20 protein-coding genes and 1 tRNA gene are annotated in these 17785 nt (G+C 61.1%); 12 read left to right on the top strand and 9 right to left on the bottom strand.

From position 1 onward, the window contains the following. Window positions 1–199 precede the first annotated feature (199 nt). From ABVK50_RS23770 to ABVK50_RS23760, 3 genes are read right to left on the bottom strand one after another with little or no spacing between them, the layout of a single operon-like run. Window positions 200–505 (bottom strand): hypothetical protein, encoded by a 306-nt coding sequence (locus ABVK50_RS23770; RefSeq protein WP_353644242.1) that lies wholly within the window; start codon window positions 503–505, stop codon window positions 200–202. A 3-nt stretch (window positions 506–508) separates the two neighbouring features. Next, window positions 509–694 carry a hypothetical protein gene (locus tag ABVK50_RS23765; protein WP_353644243.1) on the bottom strand — a complete coding sequence of 62 codons (186 nt, stop codon included), beginning with the start codon at window positions 692–694 and terminating at the stop codon, window positions 509–511. 18 nt (window positions 695–712) lie between these two features. Next, complete coding sequence (locus tag ABVK50_RS23760; protein WP_353644244.1) at window positions 713–1162, bottom strand: hypothetical protein; 450 nt, start codon at window positions 1160–1162, stop codon at window positions 713–715. Between the two features lie 284 nt (window positions 1163–1446). Here ABVK50_RS23760 and ABVK50_RS23755 point away from each other — a divergent pair, with 284 nt between their 5' ends. Further along, entirely contained in the window at window positions 1447–2184 is a 738-nt protein-coding gene (locus ABVK50_RS23755) for a hypothetical protein (RefSeq protein ID WP_353644245.1), read from the top strand. 65 nt (window positions 2185–2249) lie between these two features. On the opposite strand, the gene ABVK50_RS23750 is transcribed toward ABVK50_RS23755, so the two are convergent. The 4 genes from ABVK50_RS23750 to ABVK50_RS23735 all read right to left on the bottom strand — a co-directional run bounded on the left by ABVK50_RS23750 (window position 2250) and on the right by ABVK50_RS23735 (window position 4387). Then, entirely contained in the window at window positions 2250–2486 is a 237-nt protein-coding gene (locus ABVK50_RS23750; protein WP_353644246.1) for a hypothetical protein, read from the bottom strand. Between the two features lie 128 nt (window positions 2487–2614). Continuing rightward, a complete protein-coding gene (locus ABVK50_RS23745) occupies window positions 2615–2833 on the bottom strand; it encodes a hypothetical protein (protein ID WP_353644247.1) in 219 nt (72 codons plus the stop codon). 260 nt (window positions 2834–3093) lie between these two features. Further along, window positions 3094–3573: a DUF982 domain-containing protein gene (locus ABVK50_RS23740; RefSeq protein ID WP_353644248.1), complete on the bottom strand. Its 480-nt coding sequence runs from the start codon at window positions 3571–3573 to the stop codon at window positions 3094–3096. A 544-nt stretch (window positions 3574–4117) separates the two neighbouring features. Beyond that, window positions 4118–4387 carry an SPOR domain-containing protein gene (locus ABVK50_RS23735; protein WP_353645835.1) on the bottom strand — a complete coding sequence of 90 codons (270 nt, stop codon included), beginning with the start codon at window positions 4385–4387 and terminating at the stop codon, window positions 4118–4120. A 173-nt stretch (window positions 4388–4560) separates the two neighbouring features. On the opposite strand from ABVK50_RS23735, the gene ABVK50_RS23730 reads away from it, so the two are divergent. The 3 genes from ABVK50_RS23730 to ABVK50_RS23720 all read left to right on the top strand — a co-directional run bounded on the left by ABVK50_RS23730 (window position 4561) and on the right by ABVK50_RS23720 (window position 8614). Beyond that, window positions 4561–4938: a DUF1515 family protein gene (locus ABVK50_RS23730; RefSeq protein WP_353644249.1), complete on the top strand. Its 378-nt coding sequence runs from the start codon at window positions 4561–4563 to the stop codon at window positions 4936–4938. 232 nt (window positions 4939–5170) lie between these two features. Further along, window positions 5171–7249: an acyltransferase family protein gene (locus tag ABVK50_RS23725; protein WP_353644250.1), complete on the top strand. Its 2079-nt coding sequence runs from the start codon at window positions 5171–5173 to the stop codon at window positions 7247–7249. A 543-nt stretch (window positions 7250–7792) separates the two neighbouring features. Further along, on the top strand, window positions 7793–8614 hold the full coding sequence (locus ABVK50_RS23720) for a hypothetical protein (RefSeq protein ID WP_353644251.1): 822 nt from the start codon (window positions 7793–7795) through the stop codon (window positions 8612–8614). A gap of 797 nt (window positions 8615–9411) precedes the next feature. Here the strand turns inward: ABVK50_RS23720 and ABVK50_RS23715 are convergent. Beyond that, window positions 9412–9501 (bottom strand) — tRNA-Ser (locus ABVK50_RS23715). Window positions 9502–9746: 245 nt separating this feature from the next. Between ABVK50_RS23715 and rplU the strand changes: the two genes are divergently transcribed. The 3 genes from rplU to ABVK50_RS23700 all read left to right on the top strand — a co-directional run bounded on the left by rplU (window position 9747) and on the right by ABVK50_RS23700 (window position 11186). Then, window positions 9747–10181 carry a 50S ribosomal protein L21 gene (gene rplU, locus ABVK50_RS23710; protein ID WP_353644252.1) on the top strand — a complete coding sequence of 145 codons (435 nt, stop codon included), beginning with the start codon at window positions 9747–9749 and terminating at the stop codon, window positions 10179–10181. Window positions 10182–10205: 24 nt separating this feature from the next. Next, a complete protein-coding gene (gene rpmA, locus ABVK50_RS23705) occupies window positions 10206–10475 on the top strand; it encodes a 50S ribosomal protein L27 (RefSeq protein WP_165021958.1) in 270 nt (89 codons plus the stop codon). A gap of 123 nt (window positions 10476–10598) precedes the next feature. Continuing rightward, window positions 10599–11186 (top strand): GNAT family N-acetyltransferase, encoded by a 588-nt coding sequence (locus ABVK50_RS23700; RefSeq protein WP_353644253.1) that lies wholly within the window; start codon window positions 10599–10601, stop codon window positions 11184–11186. Window positions 11187–11220: 34 nt separating this feature from the next. Here ABVK50_RS23700 and ABVK50_RS23695 read toward each other — a convergent pair whose 3' ends face one another. Beyond that, the gene (locus ABVK50_RS23695) at window positions 11221–12087 is read right to left on the bottom strand and encodes an endonuclease/exonuclease/phosphatase family protein (protein WP_353644254.1); all 867 of its coding nucleotides are present in this window, start codon (window positions 12085–12087) and stop codon (window positions 11221–11223) included. Between the two features lie 107 nt (window positions 12088–12194). Between ABVK50_RS23695 and obgE the strand changes: the two genes are divergently transcribed. The 5 genes from obgE (at window position 12195) to ABVK50_RS23670 (ending at window position 17781) form a co-directional block, all read left to right on the top strand. Continuing rightward, on the top strand, window positions 12195–13229 hold the full coding sequence (obgE, locus tag ABVK50_RS23690; protein WP_353644255.1) for a GTPase ObgE: 1035 nt from the start codon (window positions 12195–12197) through the stop codon (window positions 13227–13229). 7 nt (window positions 13230–13236) lie between these two features. Further along, complete coding sequence (gene proB / locus ABVK50_RS23685; protein WP_353644256.1) at window positions 13237–14382, top strand: glutamate 5-kinase; 1146 nt, start codon at window positions 13237–13239, stop codon at window positions 14380–14382. A 3-nt stretch (window positions 14383–14385) separates the two neighbouring features. After that, window positions 14386–15672, top strand: coding sequence for a glutamate-5-semialdehyde dehydrogenase (locus ABVK50_RS23680; protein ID WP_353644257.1), 1287 nt, complete (start codon window positions 14386–14388; stop codon window positions 15670–15672). Window positions 15673–15793: 121 nt separating this feature from the next. After that, window positions 15794–16396: a nicotinate-nucleotide adenylyltransferase gene (locus ABVK50_RS23675; RefSeq protein ID WP_353644258.1), complete on the top strand. Its 603-nt coding sequence runs from the start codon at window positions 15794–15796 to the stop codon at window positions 16394–16396. Window positions 16397–16494: 98 nt separating this feature from the next. Then, complete coding sequence (locus ABVK50_RS23670; protein ID WP_353644259.1) at window positions 16495–17781, top strand: MFS transporter; 1287 nt, start codon at window positions 16495–16497, stop codon at window positions 17779–17781. Window positions 17782–17785 lie beyond the last annotated feature (4 nt).

Below are 17785 nucleotides of genomic sequence, written 5' to 3'. Positions count from 1 at the left end.
TTACTTTATGCGGTCCTGAATGCAGATAATGCGGTGGCCACGGCTGCGTTTGCTGCGAGGAGGGGCGTTGACAGCCCGCTTGATACCCGAATGTAAGAAATGCGGCGGCGTTTTCATCCGAGCGGTGCTTTGTCGCCGGTGGCGGCCTCGATTCCACGATTGTACAGCACAAAATCGCAGCCCGCCGCTTTGAGCGCAGCTATCCCGTGGGTGCAACGTCCCTGTTTTTCCTGCGGTCTACCAGCCGTGCCACAAACAGCACGATTGCAACGATGGCCGTGTGTGAGGCGATGCCCACAAATGCAGACATCGCTGCAAGGCTGTCATTCCGCCCCATGAGGCCGAATGGGATGAAGAATGCCAAGCCCACGACGGCAACGGCGATACCGATCCATGAAATGACGGAACTGCCGGTTCTTCTACACAGCCAAGTGGCGAGCGCCAGAACCCCGATTCGAACGGGGTCGAGAAGTTGCGCAATGAAAATCGCTATCAGGGCGGACATTTATCAAACCTCGTATTCGGGCTCGACACCGTGCAACTTGCAAATCTCACGCAGTTTTTGCCGCTGTCTGACGATGCCGGAGGGAAGGCCGCGCGTCTCCACTCCAAGGCGCTTCAGCTTACGAACCGTGGCCTGGGCGTTGACCACGCGCTTGTCTGTAGTCGGTGGGGTGGGGCGTTCGTCGTTCATGACGGCCCTTTATCTGTCCTAGACCTTGCCCTGTTTCTTAAGCACATCGGCTGCATCCCAAGCGCCTTTTGCCCCGGCTTCACCTGCCCGGAACATCACTACCGTAACGCCGACACTCGCAGTGGGCGCGTAAACGGGCGTCGAGAAAGAGCTGCCGGAAAAGGTGCCGGTCGTGGTGCCGCCGAACGTATTAGCGGTGCCGAAGCCACTCCCATGGGTCTGCATGCCCGCTAACCGGCGGCCTTGTGCCATGGACGCTTGCTCAAGGCGAAAATGGGTGTAGCCCCGCGCGAGGGTGGTTTCTGCCGCCCGCTTCATCGTGATAGCAGGTGCGCTACCGACGAACAGCAAACCGCTGGCCTGTGTGTCGAGCCTGACAATATTTGGTGCCAGTGGCATCTCGCTAGTCGTGGCGCAAGCGGCCAGCGCTAGTGCCATAAGGCATGATGTTGCAATCTTCTTCTTCATTATCCCCCCCATTGCCCATCTATTCGGCAGCGCCCTTCGGAAGAAATCCCTTGGCCTCCAAGTCAGCGACGATAAGCTTTTCCACATAGGACGCAACGGTCCTGCGGTCAGCCTTCGCGGCACTCTCCAGAGCGTCCTTCACAATCGGTTCAATCCTAAGCCCGAGCGCAGCCGTCCTAGCCAAACGCCCCTCCGTTAGCAAATGTTAGCAGATGATAGTTGACCATGCACTGCAAATGTGCGCAATCTACTAACGTTGTAACACACTGCTTGGGAGATATCCAATGCCGAACACCTCTATTCGGGCAGCCGCCGAAGGCATGCCTAATAAAAAAATCAACCGCCGCTCCATGCTGGCGGGGTTCGGTGTAACTGCGGCCGTCACCGCAGTTACTTTCCGTAAAGCCGAATCAAGTGGACTGAATGAAGCGGGGGCTTCCTCAGTAGGAAAGGAATCCCAGATGAACATGATCGCCAATCACTCTCAATTTCGTGAGACGGAACTCGGCGGCCAGTGGAAAGACCCTGTGTTTGCCGCAATACGTGAGGCAAAGCGCCTCGACCGCAGATGGATTGCCCTCTGCCGTGAAGAAGACGACGCGGAGATGGAGGCGCGAAAAGAGTTCGGAAGTCGTCCGGCAGCCCTCATCCATTGGCGGAACTATTATATCGGGGGTTCCGAGATTGATCAGCGTCGGGAGAGCCTCCTGGATCTTGGTTTTGATCAGGAGCAAGTCGAGCGGGAATACCTCGACGCGAAAGCCCGCTATCGGAGTCAGATCGCGGCCGGCGGGGATTGGGACCAACGGGCGGGCCTCGTCTCGCTGAAGGCGAAAGTCAACAATGCCCACAAGGCGTCCAAGGCGGCTCATGACCGGATGTCACTGACTGTTCCCGCTACCGTCGCCGGGGCAGTCGCGCTCATAAACTATGCTGTCAAGGACATAAAGGACGACACGGTTGCGGCGTGGCCGTGGCGGGCAATTGGGACGGCTACCAAGGCGCTCGCCACGATGAATTAAGGGGTGGAAATTTGGGTGTCGTTTTTGGAGCCCGCCTCGGTTCGCCCTGGCGGGCAAATGTCGTTTTACTGGAACGCACTCTCGGGCAGACAAGCCAGCGTTCCGAGGTTGAGTTCTTCCTCGCCGCTTTCGACGGCGATAACGTTTTGTTCGATCAAATCCGATTTGAGCTTTTGACACTCCTCAACGGTGAGGTCAGCCTTGATCAGCGCTTCCTCGGTGCCAATCGCGTGGATCAGGCGATATTTCTCTTCGGCGTGGGAAATTCCGATGGTCGTCACCGAGGATATGCCGATTGCCATTACGAATATTCTATAGACGCCCATCGCTCGCTCCATGTCGCGCGAATGTCGCACGGATTTGCGGATTGTCGCAGGAAACCCGAGCGGCTGAAAGAGCGGTTTAGGTGAGAGGCGGTGGAATAGGCCGTCTAGTCGTCGCGGTCGCCATAGTGGAAGACTGCCTTGCCATCCGGCGTATAAACCCAACCATTGCTGACGTAATAAGCAGCGGCCCCGCCGCCGTGCATCCGGTACCACCAGCCGCCGTTTTCGAAGAACTCGCAAGTCCCGGTCTGTGTGTAGACGTACTGGCCCTCTTGGTAATAAGCGGGCTTCCCCTCAGTGTCGTATATCCAGCGAACAGCCAATCCGATCCCTTTCCCCGCAGTCGGACAACACCTGTCGCATCCAAACTGCGAACACTTCACAAAGGTCCGTGGCCGCCGTTCTTTGAGGCGGGCTGAATTGACCGTATTGCTGACCGGGCGGTAAGCTTTTTGCGTTTGGGCTGGAACAAGCTTTGTCTTGGCGGTATTGAGTTCTCCAATGGGGTCCCACCCTTTGGAACAGAGAAACCCGCCGTAAATGCTTCCCCCGGCATCTTCCGGCGGGTTTCTAGCATCTGGCTCTACGCTGAAAGGGGTAGAGGTTTGGGCGCGGCTTTTGAGCCCGGCTTGTGGACGCGGTCGACGTCGCCGATGAGGTTACCCGCTTCCTCAACGGCCCGGCGGAATGCCAGGCGAGCAATCTCCGCATCGCCGCCGTCCAGGGCCACGACGCAGGCCTGCCGCGCCTTGAGGCTGTCAATCGTGCCCTCCGACCATTCGTAGAGCATCCAATCCAAGGCCTCGCGCGCACTGCCGATATTGAAGACATCACCGGCTCGATGTCCATATACCGCAACCGCTTGGCCGAAAGACTTGTCGTCGGTCAGCTTCATCTTCTGCAGTTCCGGCGACAGCGCATTCATCTCGAGGATCGCCTGGCTGTTGCGGCCAGCTTTCCCGGGCGCCGCGCCGAAGCGTCCGATTCCATCGAATATTGGCATGGCAAATCTCGCTCGAATACTCACCGACATGGAACCTTTCGCACGGTGGCGGCGGATCAATGCGCCACCGATGTTTCAGGACGATTTCAGCGAAAAGCGTTTTCGTTTCAAAGCTGAAACATTTGCTTGCAAACGAGATGCGGTCGCGACGACCCCAGGGATAGGCCCGGGCGCTCAGCGCAGCGACTTCGGGGTGCACTAGGCCAAGAAGCGTCCCCTGATGCTCCGCGACTGGCCCGCTGCTTCGAAAGGGCTGGCGGGCCTCTTACTTTTTTGTTTTGTTTGCAGGCGGCCCGTCCAAGTGCCCCTCCTTGAACGGGCCTAGCCAATGCGATTGGGTAGGTGGGGATCGCATTGGCCAATATCTATATTAGCGTTGCGCCATATAGGCCGTAAAAGATGTCTTTGGGCGCGGTGGCACAGCCATATTGGCAGGGTAAAAATCGTTCGCAGCGATTGACGAGAGCCGCGTCGGCGATTTTCCCATTTCTGCAGGAACAAAGTCGCAGCGCAGGGACTTCGGGGCGCTCCCAAGGCAAATCAGGCAACGCCGCAACTGCTCGCCGTCATTTACCGGGCGGCGAGCTTTTTGCGGCTAAGTGGGTCAGCGATTCCGCATCACGATACAGGCCGCACCGGCATTCCGGAGCTTCGAGCAAATGCTGTTCGCGTCGGCCCGGGAATCGGCGCCAATGCGCACTGCATAGATGCCACGCCGACCGATGGGGGAACGGACGTGGCTCACCATCGGCTCATAATTCGAGAGCAATCGAGAAAACTGAGACCGCATCCGTTGGTACTGTTTGATCGCTGCGGAGCGATTGAAGTTGCCGGCTATTTGCACGCCCCACGGTTTCGCCTGGACCCTGGCCATCGGTACGACCGCGGCTCTTAGCACCGGCAGATCGCGGCAGGCTCTCTTGAAGCTCTTTTTGGGATTGACGACACGGCGGCCGGCATGTGTGGGGCCAAGGCATGGACGGCCTCGGAATGTGCCCAGCACGATCGCGGTACCTCAATGTTGGACAGCAGCAGGGGAATGGCGGTGTGGCGGGACTAAATGACATTTATCGCCTTCTCGGCGAACTCACGGCAACGGTGAAAGCAGTCAATGAAAAGGTCGACGATCTAAAGGAGGACATCGCGGTTTCAGAGGAATCCTCGACCAAGAGCCGGGCGAACATGCACCGCAGGCTCGATGAGGTAGTGCTGCGCACCAACAATATCGAAACCAACCTGACGGGCGTCAAAAGCAAAGTCGAGAGTGTCAGCGAGATCACAGACGACGTGAAGGCGATGAAGAACAAGGCCGAGGGTGCCGGCACGCTCGGCCATTGGCTGATCAAGATCGGTATCGGCGTTGTCAGTCTGGCCGGGTGGGTCATCGGGTTGTACACTTACATCACCGGGCGGCCACCGCCTTAGCGCGTTTCCAAGCCGATGGGCGGTTCCCCCGGTACTCCGCGACTGGCCCGCTGCTTCGAAAGGGGCTGCGGGCTTTGTTGTGTATAGCCGGAACAAAGCTTTGGTGCGTCTGGCGTGTGATGAAATTTGGCCACAACCGCAAATAATCGACAGGCAGATCAGATCCGATTGTTGAGAGAAAGGGATGTTTCCCCCATAACGCATTCTTCGAGGAGAACGGGGACGGGTCCAAATGATTTCTGGTGGTCCGGACGGACCTTTCCGTGGCGATATTGAGGGCCTGCGCGCGGTAGCGGTTCTCTCTGTCACGCTGTTTCATTTCGATTTCCTGATCTTCGAAGGCGGGTTTGTTGGAGTCGATATCTTCTTCGTGATCTCCGGTTATCTGATCACCGGAAAGATAATCGGCGACCTTCGCGCCGGAAATTTCAGCTTCCTTGAATTCTACAAAGCTCGGGTACGACGCATTCTGCCGGCATCGTTGATCACTATCCTCGTGACGGTTTTTTTCGGCGCAATTATCTTCCCACCCACACTTTTTGAGGAGCTTGGGAAATCGGCTGTCTGGTCGCTGCTGTTTGCGGCCAACATCTTTTTTAGCGGCGCTGCGGGTTATTTCGATCCGAGCGCGCTTGAGCGCCCGCTGCTGCACTACTGGTCGCTGGCGGTCGAGGAGCAGTTCTATTTTGTCTGGCCAGCCGTAATCGTTGCCAGCGTGGCGCTTTTCGGTCTTCGTCGATGGCCTTTCGTTTTGATTGTCGTGCTCGTTTTGCTCATTGGCCTTAGCGAGGCATGGATCAGCTACGATCGGAACGAAGCGTACTATCAATCACCACCACGATTCTTCGAGTTTCTCGTCGGAGCGTTGATCCTCGTATTTATGCCGTTTGCCCCAAAGTTGCCGAGGGCCGCTGTCGACGTCATCTTTCTCCTCGGCCTCGCCGGGGTGGCTGCGTCGGTTCTGTTGTATTCGGAGACGCTTCGCTTTCCGGGCGTACTGGCATTGCCTGTCACGGCTGCGACTGGTGCGCTGATCTTTGCAGGGAAAGAAAGCCGCTTTCGGGTCATTCTGGCGAATAACGGGATGCGCTTCGTCGGGCGAATTTCCTATTCGCTCTACCTCGTGCACTGGCCAGTGGTTGTTTACTACAAATACGTGGCGGGAGAAGAACTTTCCCCGGTCGAGCAAGGCGGTTTGTTGCTGGCGTCTGTCTGCCTGGCATGGCTGCTCTGGTACTTCGTGGAAGTGCCTTTTCGCCGGCCGGGATGGAAAAACCAAACCGTCACTTCAAAACGGCGCCCATACGCGGCCATTGCAGCATTGTTTTGCGCGGCCATGATTCCATCTGTCGCAGCGTATGCTTCAGGGGGGATGACGTGGCGTTTGCAAAGCGAGTCCGTTGCCCTTCATCGCGAAGTCCTTGACGGCAATGGCGTCGGGTCAAAATGTGTGACGTCAGGATTGCCGCGCGGATACGATTGCGCATTTGGCGATGTGAACCGCGCGACACCGTACCTCCTCCTGATCGGCGACAGCCATTCCACAAGACTGAGGACGCCCCTTTGGCGAATGCTGGACCCTATCAAAGAAAAGGGGTTGGCTCGCTCGATCAATGGCTGCATTCCGATGCTAGGTGGCAGTGTCATCCACGAAAGAAACAGCAAATGGTTCCAATCCTGCACCCAGCGAGTATCGCGGGCCTTAAAGTTTGCTGTCGAGGATCAGGATGCGAAGGTAGTGGTACTGGCTGCACGATGGTCGCTCTATGCCAGTAACATCCGCCTCGGCGAGAGCGCGTCCAAAGGCCGTTTGTTCTTGGGCACGACGGCAGATGACGAGAGAAGCAACAAACGTTCCGAGACGGTGTTCAGATACCGTATGCTCGGCACCGTGAAGAGGTTGGTTGATGCGGGTAAGAAGGTCGTTCTGATCGGACAGGTGCCGAATGTGGGCTTTGACCTGCAACGGTGCTTGCTCTCACCCATTGGCCCGTTCTTACCGGAATGCGAACCCCGCTCGCGTGAGCAGGTGGATAGCGATTTACGGTTCACCAACACAGTGCTTAATGGGATCGCCCTGAAGTTTCCCGATCAAGTTCTATTCGTTGATCCGACTGACGCCTTTTGCAACGTCACCACGTGCGGCCACAGCAGCCCGGAAGGCCAACTTCTCTACGTGGACAACAACCATATCAATCGCCACGGTGCCGCACGATTGTTCGCAACGGCTTTGGAAAAGATAGCTCCATTCATCCGGCCTGTAGAGTCGGCCACGCCGGTGGTTTTTGACGAGACTGCTAAGCGTCTGTGAACAGCTATCCCGGCGTAGTTCCATTCTCCCGAAGGCCCAGTGCCGATCACCAAATTTCCCTGGCCGCATATTCCTTGGCTTCCTCTTCGGTCATTCGCCGGTACTCCCATGTTCCGTCAGCCTTTTTGCGGCGCATCACGGGATCATAGGTCCGCTGACCTTCGATTGTGACAACCGGCTTTAGCGATGGCGTGAATTCCTGCCACTCTGATTCGTCGGGGCACTGTTCTCTCCGGAAATTCATGCCATCATTCGCTCGCAAAGGCCGAAAATGTCCTACGATAGCGCCAGCCAAGGTCGGACATTGAATGCGCCGCGTGCTCCCTTGTTGTGGCGACATTGGGTCGGAGGAAATGGTATGGTGCACGCGGCATCACGGCGATCCAAAGGCCGAAGCGCGTCGGAACGTGTTGCGCTTTTCAGACTTGAACACATGGCGAACTGGACCAAGCCCACGAGCTTCTCTTTGGGGGAGAGCTAGGCTACTGAGGTAGCGCCGGGGCATAGCCCTGAGATCGACTGGCCCCTCAACGTTGTCCCAAAATGTTAGATATACAAAAATACACGGAAACTCTCCGCCGCGCGGTATCTTCGATTGAAGACCCAGAGTCCGACAATATAGAGAAGTCGTACGACAAGCTCCGCAACGCGAATGGACGTTTCCTAGAAAAGCATAGGGATTCGTTTGGGCCCGAAGCCGCGGCGCAAGTGACCGCAGCGCTTGAGGAAATGATCGCCGATCACCAGCGTCACGCGAATGCTGAGTCGGAAACGAGCGATCCCCGCCCCGTCGAGACAAGCGAGACGGCGTCGCCAACTGTCATTGGGTCGCTCCATCAGGACGTAGGCGCCGGCGGTCTGGGCTCGAAGAACAATCTGATCATCGGCATCATTGGCGCGTTTTTGGGTGTCGCGCTTACCATTGCAACCTGGTTGGCCTTGCCAGATATTGGTCTCATCACAACCTCACCAGCTGACGACGAGACCGCCGCTGCACTAATAGCTTCCTATGAGGCGCACCTCCCTCAGGTGGCCGCCGCCGCCACGTTCCTGGAGCGAGTCCGAGAAGAGGTAATAACCCGGCAGCAGAATGATGCTGCTGAACTAACCGCTCTTGCAGGGGCCAAATTTGTCAAGCTGAATGCTGCTATGCCAGAACTGGCGGCACAATCACCCAAGACGCTGCCAAAAGGTTCTGCGGTGATACTCCGGGCGGATGCCACCGGCTATAAGATCCTTTTTAACTGGCCGCTCTGTGCCACGGTGCAGTACGCCAGACCGGACCTCGTAGACCCGGTTCGAGCCCGCGACGTGCTCGGCTGCTCTCGTTTCGGCGTTTGGAATGAAGCCGGCGCAAAGTGGTGAATCGAGACTAGCAACCACGGGAACAAGCTTTCGGTCGCCGCGGCAATTGAGCTGGAACAAGCTGTTGCCTGGGCAGTTCCGTGAGTTCTCCAAGGGTCCCCCTCTCTTGGGAATGAAACCCGCCGGTTGCACCAGGCAATGCCTCCGGCGGGTTTCTTGCGTCTGGCCTGCCCCCCGGGAGGCCATCCGGCGTTTCCACGCGCTGCTGCGCACGACCGAATGCGGACCGTCGTCCGTTTTAAGTCACTGCCCGAATCCGGTCTTAAGCGGCACCCCTGATACGGGGCGGCTGACGTTTCTAGCGGCTGGCAGCATCCAGTTCGAGCCCGTTTCGGTGCGGATGGCTGTTCAACTGTGAGTCCGAGCTTCACAGGCAACCTCTACGTATTTCGTGTGCGGCTACATTCATTCTTAAACCATCGATTAACGCTTCTGCTTTGTGAAGTGCGGTCAGGCGTAGGCCTCACCTCTGCGGTCGCTCTCCAAGACGCCGGAACAGAATGTGTTGGCCGCCGCCATGGCGGTAATCCACACGGCCAACGCAACCCGAGCACCGTAGATAGACGCAGTATCGCCCTCTCACCCCTGGCAAAGGTTAGCGTCCTCTTTTGGCGCTGTCGGATCGTGCCGCGAAGTAATGGTGAGGGGAGGATTACGGGCCCCTGTATTCTTAGCCGACATTGCCGTGCAAAGCCGCTCAAAGCTTCTGAGCGAAAGGCGTTAGTGGGGTTGAAAGTGGGGAGATAATAGCCGTGCTGAAATTTATGGTTGTTTTTTAGCTGCTTAGCTCGCTCATCTGGCGGAGAGGGAGGGATTCGAACCCCCGATGGGCTTGCACCCATGCCGCATTTCGAGTGCGGTGCATTCGACCACTCTGCCACCTCTCCGGGTGATGGTCGGCCGTTGCCGGCGCGGCGCACTAGATAACGGCTGGAGGCCGCCGATACAAGGCCCAATCGGCTGCAAATTTGCCGTTCGCCTTGACTTCGCCAAAGCCATCGGCTACGCACGCAGCATTCCGGCGTGGGGGCCTCTCCGCGCCGGTTGTACTTTGAACCCCGCAGACTGACAAAAAGACGGCCAGATCGCCTTTGCGCGTTTGAAAGCCGGACCGAACAGCGAAAGGCAAAAAATGTTCGCAGTCATCAAAACGGGCGGCAAGCAGTATCGCGTCGCCGCCAACGACCTGATCAAGGTCGAGAAACTTGCCGGCGAAGCCGGCGATATCATCGAATTCGGCGAAGTCCTGGCTTTCGGCGAAGGCGAGAATGCGACGTTCGGCGCGCCGTTCGTCGAAGGCGCGACCGTCACGGCGGAAGTGGTCCAGCAGGGCCGCGCCAAGACCGTCATTGCCTTCAAGAAGCGCCGCCGCCAGAATTCGCGCCGCAAGCACGGCCATCGCCAGCATGAAACCACCATCCGGATCGCAGAGATCCTGACCGGTGGCGCCAAGCCGGCCAAGAAGGCCGCCGCCAAGAAGGAAGCGGCTCCGGAAGCGGAAGCCGCCGAAAAGCCCGCCAAGAAGGCTGCGCCGAAAAAGGCTGCAGCTTCGGCGGAAAAAGAATAAGCTCGGGACTGAAGGAGAACAGCAATGGCACATAAGAAAGCTGGCGGTTCGTCGCGCAACGGTCGCGATTCGGAATCCAAGCGCCTCGGCGTGAAGAAGTTCGGCGGCGAAGCCGTCGTTCCGGGCAACATTATTATTCGTCAACGCGGCACCAAGTGGCATCCCGGCACGAATGTCGGCATTGGCACGGACCACACCCTTTTTGCGCTCGAAGCCGGCGCAGTCGCGTTCCGAAAGAAAGCCAATGGCCGCACGTACGTATCGGTGAACCCGATGACGAAGGCAGCGGAGTAGCCGGTTCCGCGACTAGAACACCGGCGACCCATCTCGGGGACCGGTGTCTGGACAGTCCAGAAAAAGGATCAGGGGAGATGGGCCGCCATCTCCCTTTTTCTTTGTTTTTTCTGGAGGACTAAAATGGTTGCCGAAAGTGAAGACTTCGAAGGCGAAAGTCTGTCGATAGACTGCCCGGTTCTGGTCACCGAGCGGCTGGTGCTGCGCCCGCCGCACGCCGACGACGCGGCCGAACTCGCCGTGCTGGCCGACAACCGCCGCGTCGCCGAGATGCTGGGGCGCATGCCGCACCCTTACGGCGAGGCGGAGGCGCACGCCTTCATCGCCAGATCGGCCGAAAAGCAGGCGGCGGGAGCCGTTTATGCGGTGACGCTCGCCGACAGTGGCGCATTCATCGGCTGCGCCGGCCTGAACAGCACCGAGCGCGGTCTCGAACTCGGCTACTGGATCGGCGAACCCTACTGGAAGCGCGGCTATGCGACAGAGGCCGCGCATGCGCTGGTCGACCTCGCCTTCCGCGCCACCGGCATCAACGTGCTGCACGTCTCGTGCCGGGTCATCAACCCGGCGTCGCGCCGCGTCATCCACAAATGCGGCTTCCAGTATTCCGGCCAGGGCATGCTGAACTCGATCGTCGCTGGCCAGGTACCGGTGGAGCGCTACCGGCTCGACCGCAAGACCTGGGTCAGCCTGCGGACCTGGGGACGGTGAGCGGCGTTACGGCCGGCGTGATCGCGCCGGCCGCTCACTCCAGTTCGATCCACAGCGGCTGATGATCGGAGCCGGTCGCAGTGTGGTCCACCCAGCTGCGGCGCATGCCGCCCACCAGGCCGGCGCTGACGAAGGCATAGTCTATGCGCTTCCAGCGGCTCTTGTCCTCCGGGCATTTCGGGTCGACCCAGGTCGTCGCCGGCTCGCCCGCCGAGACCCGGGCGGCCGCGTCGGCCGGGCGGGTGGCGATCAACGGCATGCCGAATTCATGATCTGCCCGGCCGGTCATCTCCAGATATTCGGAAGAGCCCGCAAGCATGTTGAAGTCGCCCATGACGACAAAGGCTTCGGCATGTGGCGGCTCGGGGAACCCCATTTCCGAGAGCCCGCTCAGCGCTCCGCCTTCCAGCGGGTAACTAAGCAGCCGCTCGCGCAGGAAACGAGTTTGCGCCAGCCGTTCTTCGGGGCTGCGGTGGTCGAGATGGGTGGAATAGAAGCGGACCGGCCCGAGCGGCGTGTCGATCAGCGCCTCCAGCGCGCCGCGTTGGAAGTTCGTATATCCGTAGGAGCGGGTGCGCGGCAGGAGCAGATTGCGCGAAAGGCGGATCGGCGATTTCGACAGCACCATATTGCCGAACTGGAACATGACGTTCACCGCCTGTCCGTCCTTCACATGCGAGCCGATATCGGCCTCGAAATTGGGACCGTAGACGGAAAAATAGCCGGGCAGGGCGGCGCGGATCTCCAACACCATGTCGTGGCCCTGGTTCTTGGGATTGTTGCGCGACACCTCCTGCAGCGCGATCACATCGGCGCCGCGCACGGCGTCGGCGATGCGCGCGATGTCGTAGCGGTCGTCGAGCCCGATGCCGTACTGGATATTGTAGCTCACGCATTTCATGGCATGTTCCTCGGCCCGCTCCCCATAATTCCGCTCTCGCGCTCGGGTGCCGCTTGCGCTAGAGCAGTCCGTTCCAAGACCAGAAACAGGCGCAAGCTGTCAATCCGATGAAATTTCTCGATCAGGCCAAGGTTTACATACGCTCCGGCGACGGCGGCGCGGGCAGCGTCTCGTTCCGGCGCGAGAAGTTCATCGAGTTCGGCGGACCGGACGGCGGCGATGGCGGCCGCGGCGGCGACGTCTGGATCGAGGCCGTCGACGGGCTGAACACGCTGATCGACTACCGCTACCAGCAGCATTTCCGCGCCAAGACCGGCGTGCATGGCATGGGCCGCAACCGCACGGGCGCAAAGGGAGCCGACGTGGTGCTGAAGGTGCCGGCTGGCACGCAGGTCTATGAGGAAGACAATGAGACGCTGATCTGCGACCTGACCGAGGTCGGCCAGCGCTATCGCCTCGCAGCCGGCGGCAATGGCGGCTTCGGCAACCAGCACTTCAAGACCTCGACCAACCAGGCGCCGCGCCGCGCCAACCCTGGCCTGCCGGGCGAGGAAAAGACCATCTGGCTGAGGCTGAAGCTGATCGCCGATGCCGGCGTCGTCGGCCTGCCCAATGCCGGCAAGTCGACTTTCCTGGCGGCGGTCACCGCGGCCAAGCCCAAAATCGCCGACTATCCGTTCACGACGCTGCACCCCAATCTCGGCGTGGCGCGCGTCGACGCCCGCGAATTCGTCATCGCCGACATCCCCGGCCTGATCGAGGGCGCGCATGAGGGCGTCGGCATCGGCGACCGCTTCCTCGGCCATGTCGAGCGAACGCGGGTGCTGCTGCACCTGGTCTCGGCGCAGGAAGAAAGCCCGGCAAGGGCATACAAGACGGTGCGCGCGGAGCTCGAAGCGTATGGCGGAGGCTTGGCCGACAAGCCGGAGATCGTGGCGCTGAGCCAGGCCGACACGCTGGACGCGGACGCGCGCAAGAAGAAGCTTGCGGCGCTGAAGCGGGCAAGCGGGCAGACGCCGTTCATCATGTCAGCGGTGACAGGTGAGAGTGTGGAGCCGGTGCTGCGCGCGCTCATGGCCGAAGTCCATGGTGCCCGCGAAGCGGAAGCTCCCGCCGAAGTCGATACCCGCTGGCAGAAATAGGTCGGCAATGCAGTCTCTGAAAAAATACCGGCGCATAACCGTCAAGATCGGCTCGGCGCTGCTCGTCGATCGCACCGCCGGGGTGAAGCGCGAGTGGCTTGCCTCGCTGGCCGAAGATGTTTCCACACTCGCCGCAGGCGGGGTAGACGTGCTGGTCGTCTCCTCCGGCGCCATCGCGCTCGGGCGCACCGTACTCGGCCTCGGCAAGCGGGCGCTGAAACTGGAGGAAAGCCAGGCGGCGGCCGCTGTCGGGCAGATCGAACTTGCCGGCGCGTGGTCGGAGGCGCTGGCGCGCTGCGGCCTGAGATCCGGCCAGGTGCTGGTGACGCTCGGCGATACCGAGGAGCGCCGCCGCTATCTGAACGCGCGCGCGACGATCTCGACGCTGCTCAAGATGAAGGCGGTGCCGGTCATCAACGAGAACGACACGGTTGCGACGTCCGAGATCCGCTACGGCGACAATGACCGGCTGGCGGCGCGCGTGGCGACCATGATGGGCGCTGACCTTCTGGTGCTCCTGTCCGACATCGATGGCCTCTACACCGCGCCGCCTGCACAGGACCCGTCGGCAGAATTCATTCCGGTCGTCGAGCGCATCACTCCCGAAATCGAGGCGATGGCGGGCGCGGCGGCCTCTGAGCTGTCGCGCGGCGGCATGCGCACGAAACTCGACGCCGGCAAGATCGCGACGGCCGCGGGCACCGCGATGATCATCACCTCGGGCACAAGGCTCTCGCCGCTGATGGCGATCGAGCGCGGCGAGCGGGCGACCTGGTTCAGGCCGAGCGCCAATCCGGTCAAAGGCTACAAGAGCTGGATCGCGGGGCAGCTCGAGCCGGCGGGAAGGCTGACGGTCGACGCCGGCGCGGTCGGAGCGCTGCTCTCGGGCAAATCGCTGCTGCCGGCCGGCGTGAAACTGGTCAGCGGCAATTTTTCGCGTGGCGACACGGTGGCGATCCTCACGCCCGAAGGCCGCGAGATGGCGCGCGGGCTTGTTGCGTACGACGCCGCCGATGCCGTAAGGATTGCCGGGTTGAAGACGGCCGAGATCGAGGCCGTGCTGGGCTACGAGGCGCGCTCGGCGATGATCCATCGCGACGATCTGGTGGTGAGCCTGCGCGAACCGGTGGAAGCAGCCCGAGCGGAAGGATGAGCCATGCTGACGACGCATGATAAATCTCGCGAGGACACCGCCGCCCTGATGGCCGATATCGGCCGCCGGGCGCGAGCGGCAGCGCGGCCATTGGCCATCGCAAGTGCGGAGCGCAAGCATGCGGCGTTGATCGGAATGGCCGATGCCATTCTGCGCGGCGAGGACAAGATTCTGGCCGCCAACGCAATCGATCTGAAAAATGGCGAAAAGGCCCGTCTCGGCGCATCGTTCATGGATCGGCTGACGCTGACGCCGGCCCGCATTCGCGACATGGCTGACGGAATAAGGGCTATCGCCGAACTCCGCGACCCGGTCGGCGAAGTTATCGCCGAATGGGACCGGCCGAACGGTCTGCACATTGAGCGGGTGCGCACGCCGCTCGGTGTCGTCGGCGTGATCTATGAAAGCCGGCCCAATGTGACAGCCGATGCGGGCGCGCTCTGCCTCAAGGCCGGCAATCCGGTGATACTGCGCGGCGGCTCGGATTCGCTGAACTCGTCGGCGGCGATCCACGCCTGTCTAGTGGAGGGTCTGAAGGCCGCGAGGCTGCCGGCCGACGCGATCCAGCTTGTGCCGACCACCGATCGCGCCGCGGTCGGCGAGATGCTGAAGGGGCTTTCCGGCAATCTCGACGTGATCGTCCCGCGCGGCGGCCGGAGCCTGGTCGAGCGCGTGCAGAACGAGGCGCGCGTGCCGGTCTTCGCTCATCTCGAAGGCATTTGTCACCTCTACATCGACAAATCGGCCAAGCTCGACATGGCGGTCGCCATTGCGGTCAACGCCAAGATGCGGCGCACCGGAATCTGCGGCGCGGCCGAGACGCTGCTCGTCGACCGGGCAGCCGCGTCGACGCATCTCGTTCCGGTGCTGGAAGCGCTGAGAGCGGCAGGCTGTGAGATCCATGCCGACACGGATGTGCTTGCTGCCTTTGGGGATGCTAGGCCGGCGACAGAGGCCGACTGGTTCACCGAATATCTCGATGCCATCATCGCGGTGAAGCTCGTCGACGGCGTTTCAGGCGCAATCGAGCATATAGAAACATATTCCTCGCACCACACCGAGGCGATTATCGCGGAGGACGAGCGAGCCGTCGAACGGTTCTTCAACGAGATCGACTCGGCTATCCTGCTGCATAATGCCTCGACGCAATTCGCCGACGGCGGAGAATTCGGCATGGGCGCGGAGATCGGCATCGCCACCGGCAAGATGCACGCGCGCGGGCCCGTCGGCGTTGAGCAGCTGACCTCGTTCAAGTACCGGGTGCGCGGTTCGGGGCAGGTGCGGGCGTGATATCCGGCGCTCTTCCTTTCCGGCAGGCGGATGAGGGGCAGCACTCCCATCTCAACATTACCTGCCTGCTTTGAACCGGGACGCTCCACTCTACCCCGGCGTCGCGCACTGGCATCTAAAGATGCCGCATGCCGAAAAGGGCATGGCGGTCGGCCTGTTCGGCGGCTCGTTCAACCCGCCGCATCGCGGCCATGCGCTGGTCGCCGAAATCGCGCTCAGGCGGTTGCGCCTCAACCAGCTCTGGTGGATCGTCACACCCGGCAACCCGCTGAAGAAAACCAGCGAGCTTTCGGCGCTCTCCGAGCGCCTGAAGCTTTCCGAAGCGGTCGCCCGGGATCCGCGCGTCAAGGTCACAGCCTTCGAGGCGCGCCACAATGTCCGCTACACAGCCGATACGCTGGCGCTGATCAAGGCGCGCAATCCCGGCGTCGATTTCGTCTGGATCATGGGCGCGGACAATCTGCGCGATTTCCATCATTGGCAGCGCTGGCGGCAGATCGCGCTAACTTTTCCGATCGCAGTCATCGATCGGCCAGGCTCGACCCTGTCATTTTTGTCATCCGTGGTGGCCAAAACGTTCGACTATGCCCGCATCGACGAGGCGGACGCGCCGCGGCTTGCGCGCATGAAAGCGCCTGCCTGGACCTTCATCCACGGACCGCGCTCCTCGCTTTCATCCACCGCCATCCGCAATGGAGCGAAGGCCAAAAACACGCCGGGATGATCCAGGCTCGCCAATCCGGCGGTCCAGCGCGCCAGCCGCGCGCCGATGTCGTATTTGACGCTTCCTGATCCCCGTGCTGCGGGCAAGCTCGCCTCGACATGGACGCCGCGCACCAGATACAGACAACCGAGACCGAGGTCCGCGATGCGCCGGCCCCGGCAATCGCGGTCGCAAGCGTCATCGTGGCGCTTGCGCTGGTCGCCGTCGGCAACGGATTGATGTTCGCCTACATACCGGTGCGGCTCGGCGCGGAAGGATTCCCGCCGACCTGGGCCGGGAGCATCCTGACCGGCCTGTCGGCCGGCGGCATGGCCGGCTGCCTGCTGACCGGACGCATCGTACGCCGCGTCGGCCACGCTCGCGCCTTCATGGTGTTTTCGGCGCTGATCGTGCTCTCCAACGCCCTCGTGGGCGCCGGCACCTATCCGGTGCTGTGGATTGTTGCCCGAGCGCTATACGGCTTCGCCATCAGCGGCGTGTTCATCGTGGCGCAGAGCTGGCTGAACGACGTCGTCGCCAATTCGATCCGCGGCCGGGTTATGGCAATCTTCTATGTCAGCTACATCGTCGGGCTGGGTGTTGGCTCGTACATGTTGAGCTTCATCGACATAACGACTTCGGGTGCGCCGCTGATCGGCATCGCCTTCACAGCCCTGTCGATCCTTCCGGTCGGGCTGACGAGGCTGCGGCCGCCGCCTCCGCCTGAATCCGCTTCCGTGGCGCTCGGGCGTGCGTGGCGCATCTCGCCCGTCGGCATGGCCGGCATGCTGGCCGTGGGCGGCCTGTCGATGATGGTCGCCGGTTTCGCGCCGATCCACGCCACCGCAAAGGGCTATTCTCAGCAGGAGGTGGCGACGCTGATGTTCGCCATGCCGCTCGGCACGCTGCTGTTCCAGATTCCGCTCGGCTGGGCGTCCGATCGCACCGACCGGCGCTATGTGCTGATTGCGGCGTCGCTGCTCGTCGTCCTGGCCGGCATCGTCGCGAGCCGCATGGACGGCAGCGCGCTGGCTATCATGATCGCGATCTATGTCGTGTGGAGCGGGTCGAGCGAATCCATCTACTCGCTGTCGAGCGCGCACGCCAACGACCGCGCCTCCAAGGACGATCTAGTCACCCTGTCTTCGACGATGCTGTTTGCCTGGTCGCTGTCGGGGTTCCTCGTGCCCGGGCTGGGAACGGTGCTTACCGCAGTCTACGGCACGCAATCCTTCATGTATGTCGCCGTCGCGATAGGCGCCGCATTCTGCCTTTTCGTCGCCTGGCGCGTGCTCACCACGGAGCGGGTCGCCGACGCAACCGCAGTCGGCTATTCGCCGATGACCGCGCAGGCGCCGCTGCCGGTCGAACTCGCCTTTTCTTCTGAGGATCCAAAGCCGGAATGAGCCG

The organism is Mesorhizobium sp. WSM2240 (assembly GCF_040438645.1).
Taxonomy (GTDB): Bacteria; Pseudomonadota; Alphaproteobacteria; order Rhizobiales; family Rhizobiaceae; genus Allomesorhizobium.
This window is presented reverse-complemented; position numbering and strand designations above follow the sequence as displayed.

What these genes read in the sequence shown, in the direction of transcription:
- ABVK50_RS23770 (WP_353644242.1), bottom strand. Translation starts at nt 505, where the DNA reads ATGTCCGCCCTGATAGCGATTTTCATTGCGCAACTTCTCGACCCCGTT.
- ABVK50_RS23765 (WP_353644243.1), bottom strand. Translation starts at nt 694, where the DNA reads ATGAACGACGAACGCCCCACCCCACCGACTACAGACAAGCGCGTGGTC.
- ABVK50_RS23760 (WP_353644244.1), bottom strand. Translation starts at nt 1,162, where the DNA reads ATGAAGAAGAAGATTGCAACATCATGCCTTATGGCACTAGCGCTGGCC.
- ABVK50_RS23755 (WP_353644245.1), top strand. Translation starts at nt 1,447, where the DNA reads ATGCCGAACACCTCTATTCGGGCAGCCGCCGAAGGCATGCCTAATAAA.
- ABVK50_RS23750 (WP_353644246.1), bottom strand. Translation starts at nt 2,486, where the DNA reads ATGGCAATCGGCATATCCTCGGTGACGACCATCGGAATTTCCCACGCC.
- ABVK50_RS23735 (WP_353645835.1), bottom strand. Translation starts at nt 4,387, where the DNA reads ATGGCCAGGGTCCAGGCGAAACCGTGGGGCGTGCAAATAGCCGGCAAC.
- ABVK50_RS23725 (WP_353644250.1), top strand. Translation starts at nt 5,171, where the DNA reads ATGATTTCTGGTGGTCCGGACGGACCTTTCCGTGGCGATATTGAGGGC.
- ABVK50_RS23720 (WP_353644251.1), top strand. Translation starts at nt 7,793, where the DNA reads ATGTTAGATATACAAAAATACACGGAAACTCTCCGCCGCGCGGTATCT.
- rplU (WP_353644252.1), top strand. Translation starts at nt 9,747, where the DNA reads ATGTTCGCAGTCATCAAAACGGGCGGCAAGCAGTATCGCGTCGCCGCC.
- rpmA (WP_165021958.1), top strand. Translation starts at nt 10,206, where the DNA reads ATGGCACATAAGAAAGCTGGCGGTTCGTCGCGCAACGGTCGCGATTCG.
- ABVK50_RS23700 (WP_353644253.1), top strand. Translation starts at nt 10,599, where the DNA reads ATGGTTGCCGAAAGTGAAGACTTCGAAGGCGAAAGTCTGTCGATAGAC.
- ABVK50_RS23695 (WP_353644254.1), bottom strand. Translation starts at nt 12,087, where the DNA reads ATGAAATGCGTGAGCTACAATATCCAGTACGGCATCGGGCTCGACGAC.
- obgE (WP_353644255.1), top strand. Translation starts at nt 12,195, where the DNA reads ATGAAATTTCTCGATCAGGCCAAGGTTTACATACGCTCCGGCGACGGC.
- proB (WP_353644256.1), top strand. Translation starts at nt 13,237, where the DNA reads ATGCAGTCTCTGAAAAAATACCGGCGCATAACCGTCAAGATCGGCTCG.
- ABVK50_RS23680 (WP_353644257.1), top strand. Translation starts at nt 14,386, where the DNA reads ATGCTGACGACGCATGATAAATCTCGCGAGGACACCGCCGCCCTGATG.
- ABVK50_RS23675 (WP_353644258.1), top strand. Translation starts at nt 15,794, where the DNA reads ATGCCGCATGCCGAAAAGGGCATGGCGGTCGGCCTGTTCGGCGGCTCG.
- ABVK50_RS23670 (WP_353644259.1), top strand. Translation starts at nt 16,495, where the DNA reads ATGGACGCCGCGCACCAGATACAGACAACCGAGACCGAGGTCCGCGAT.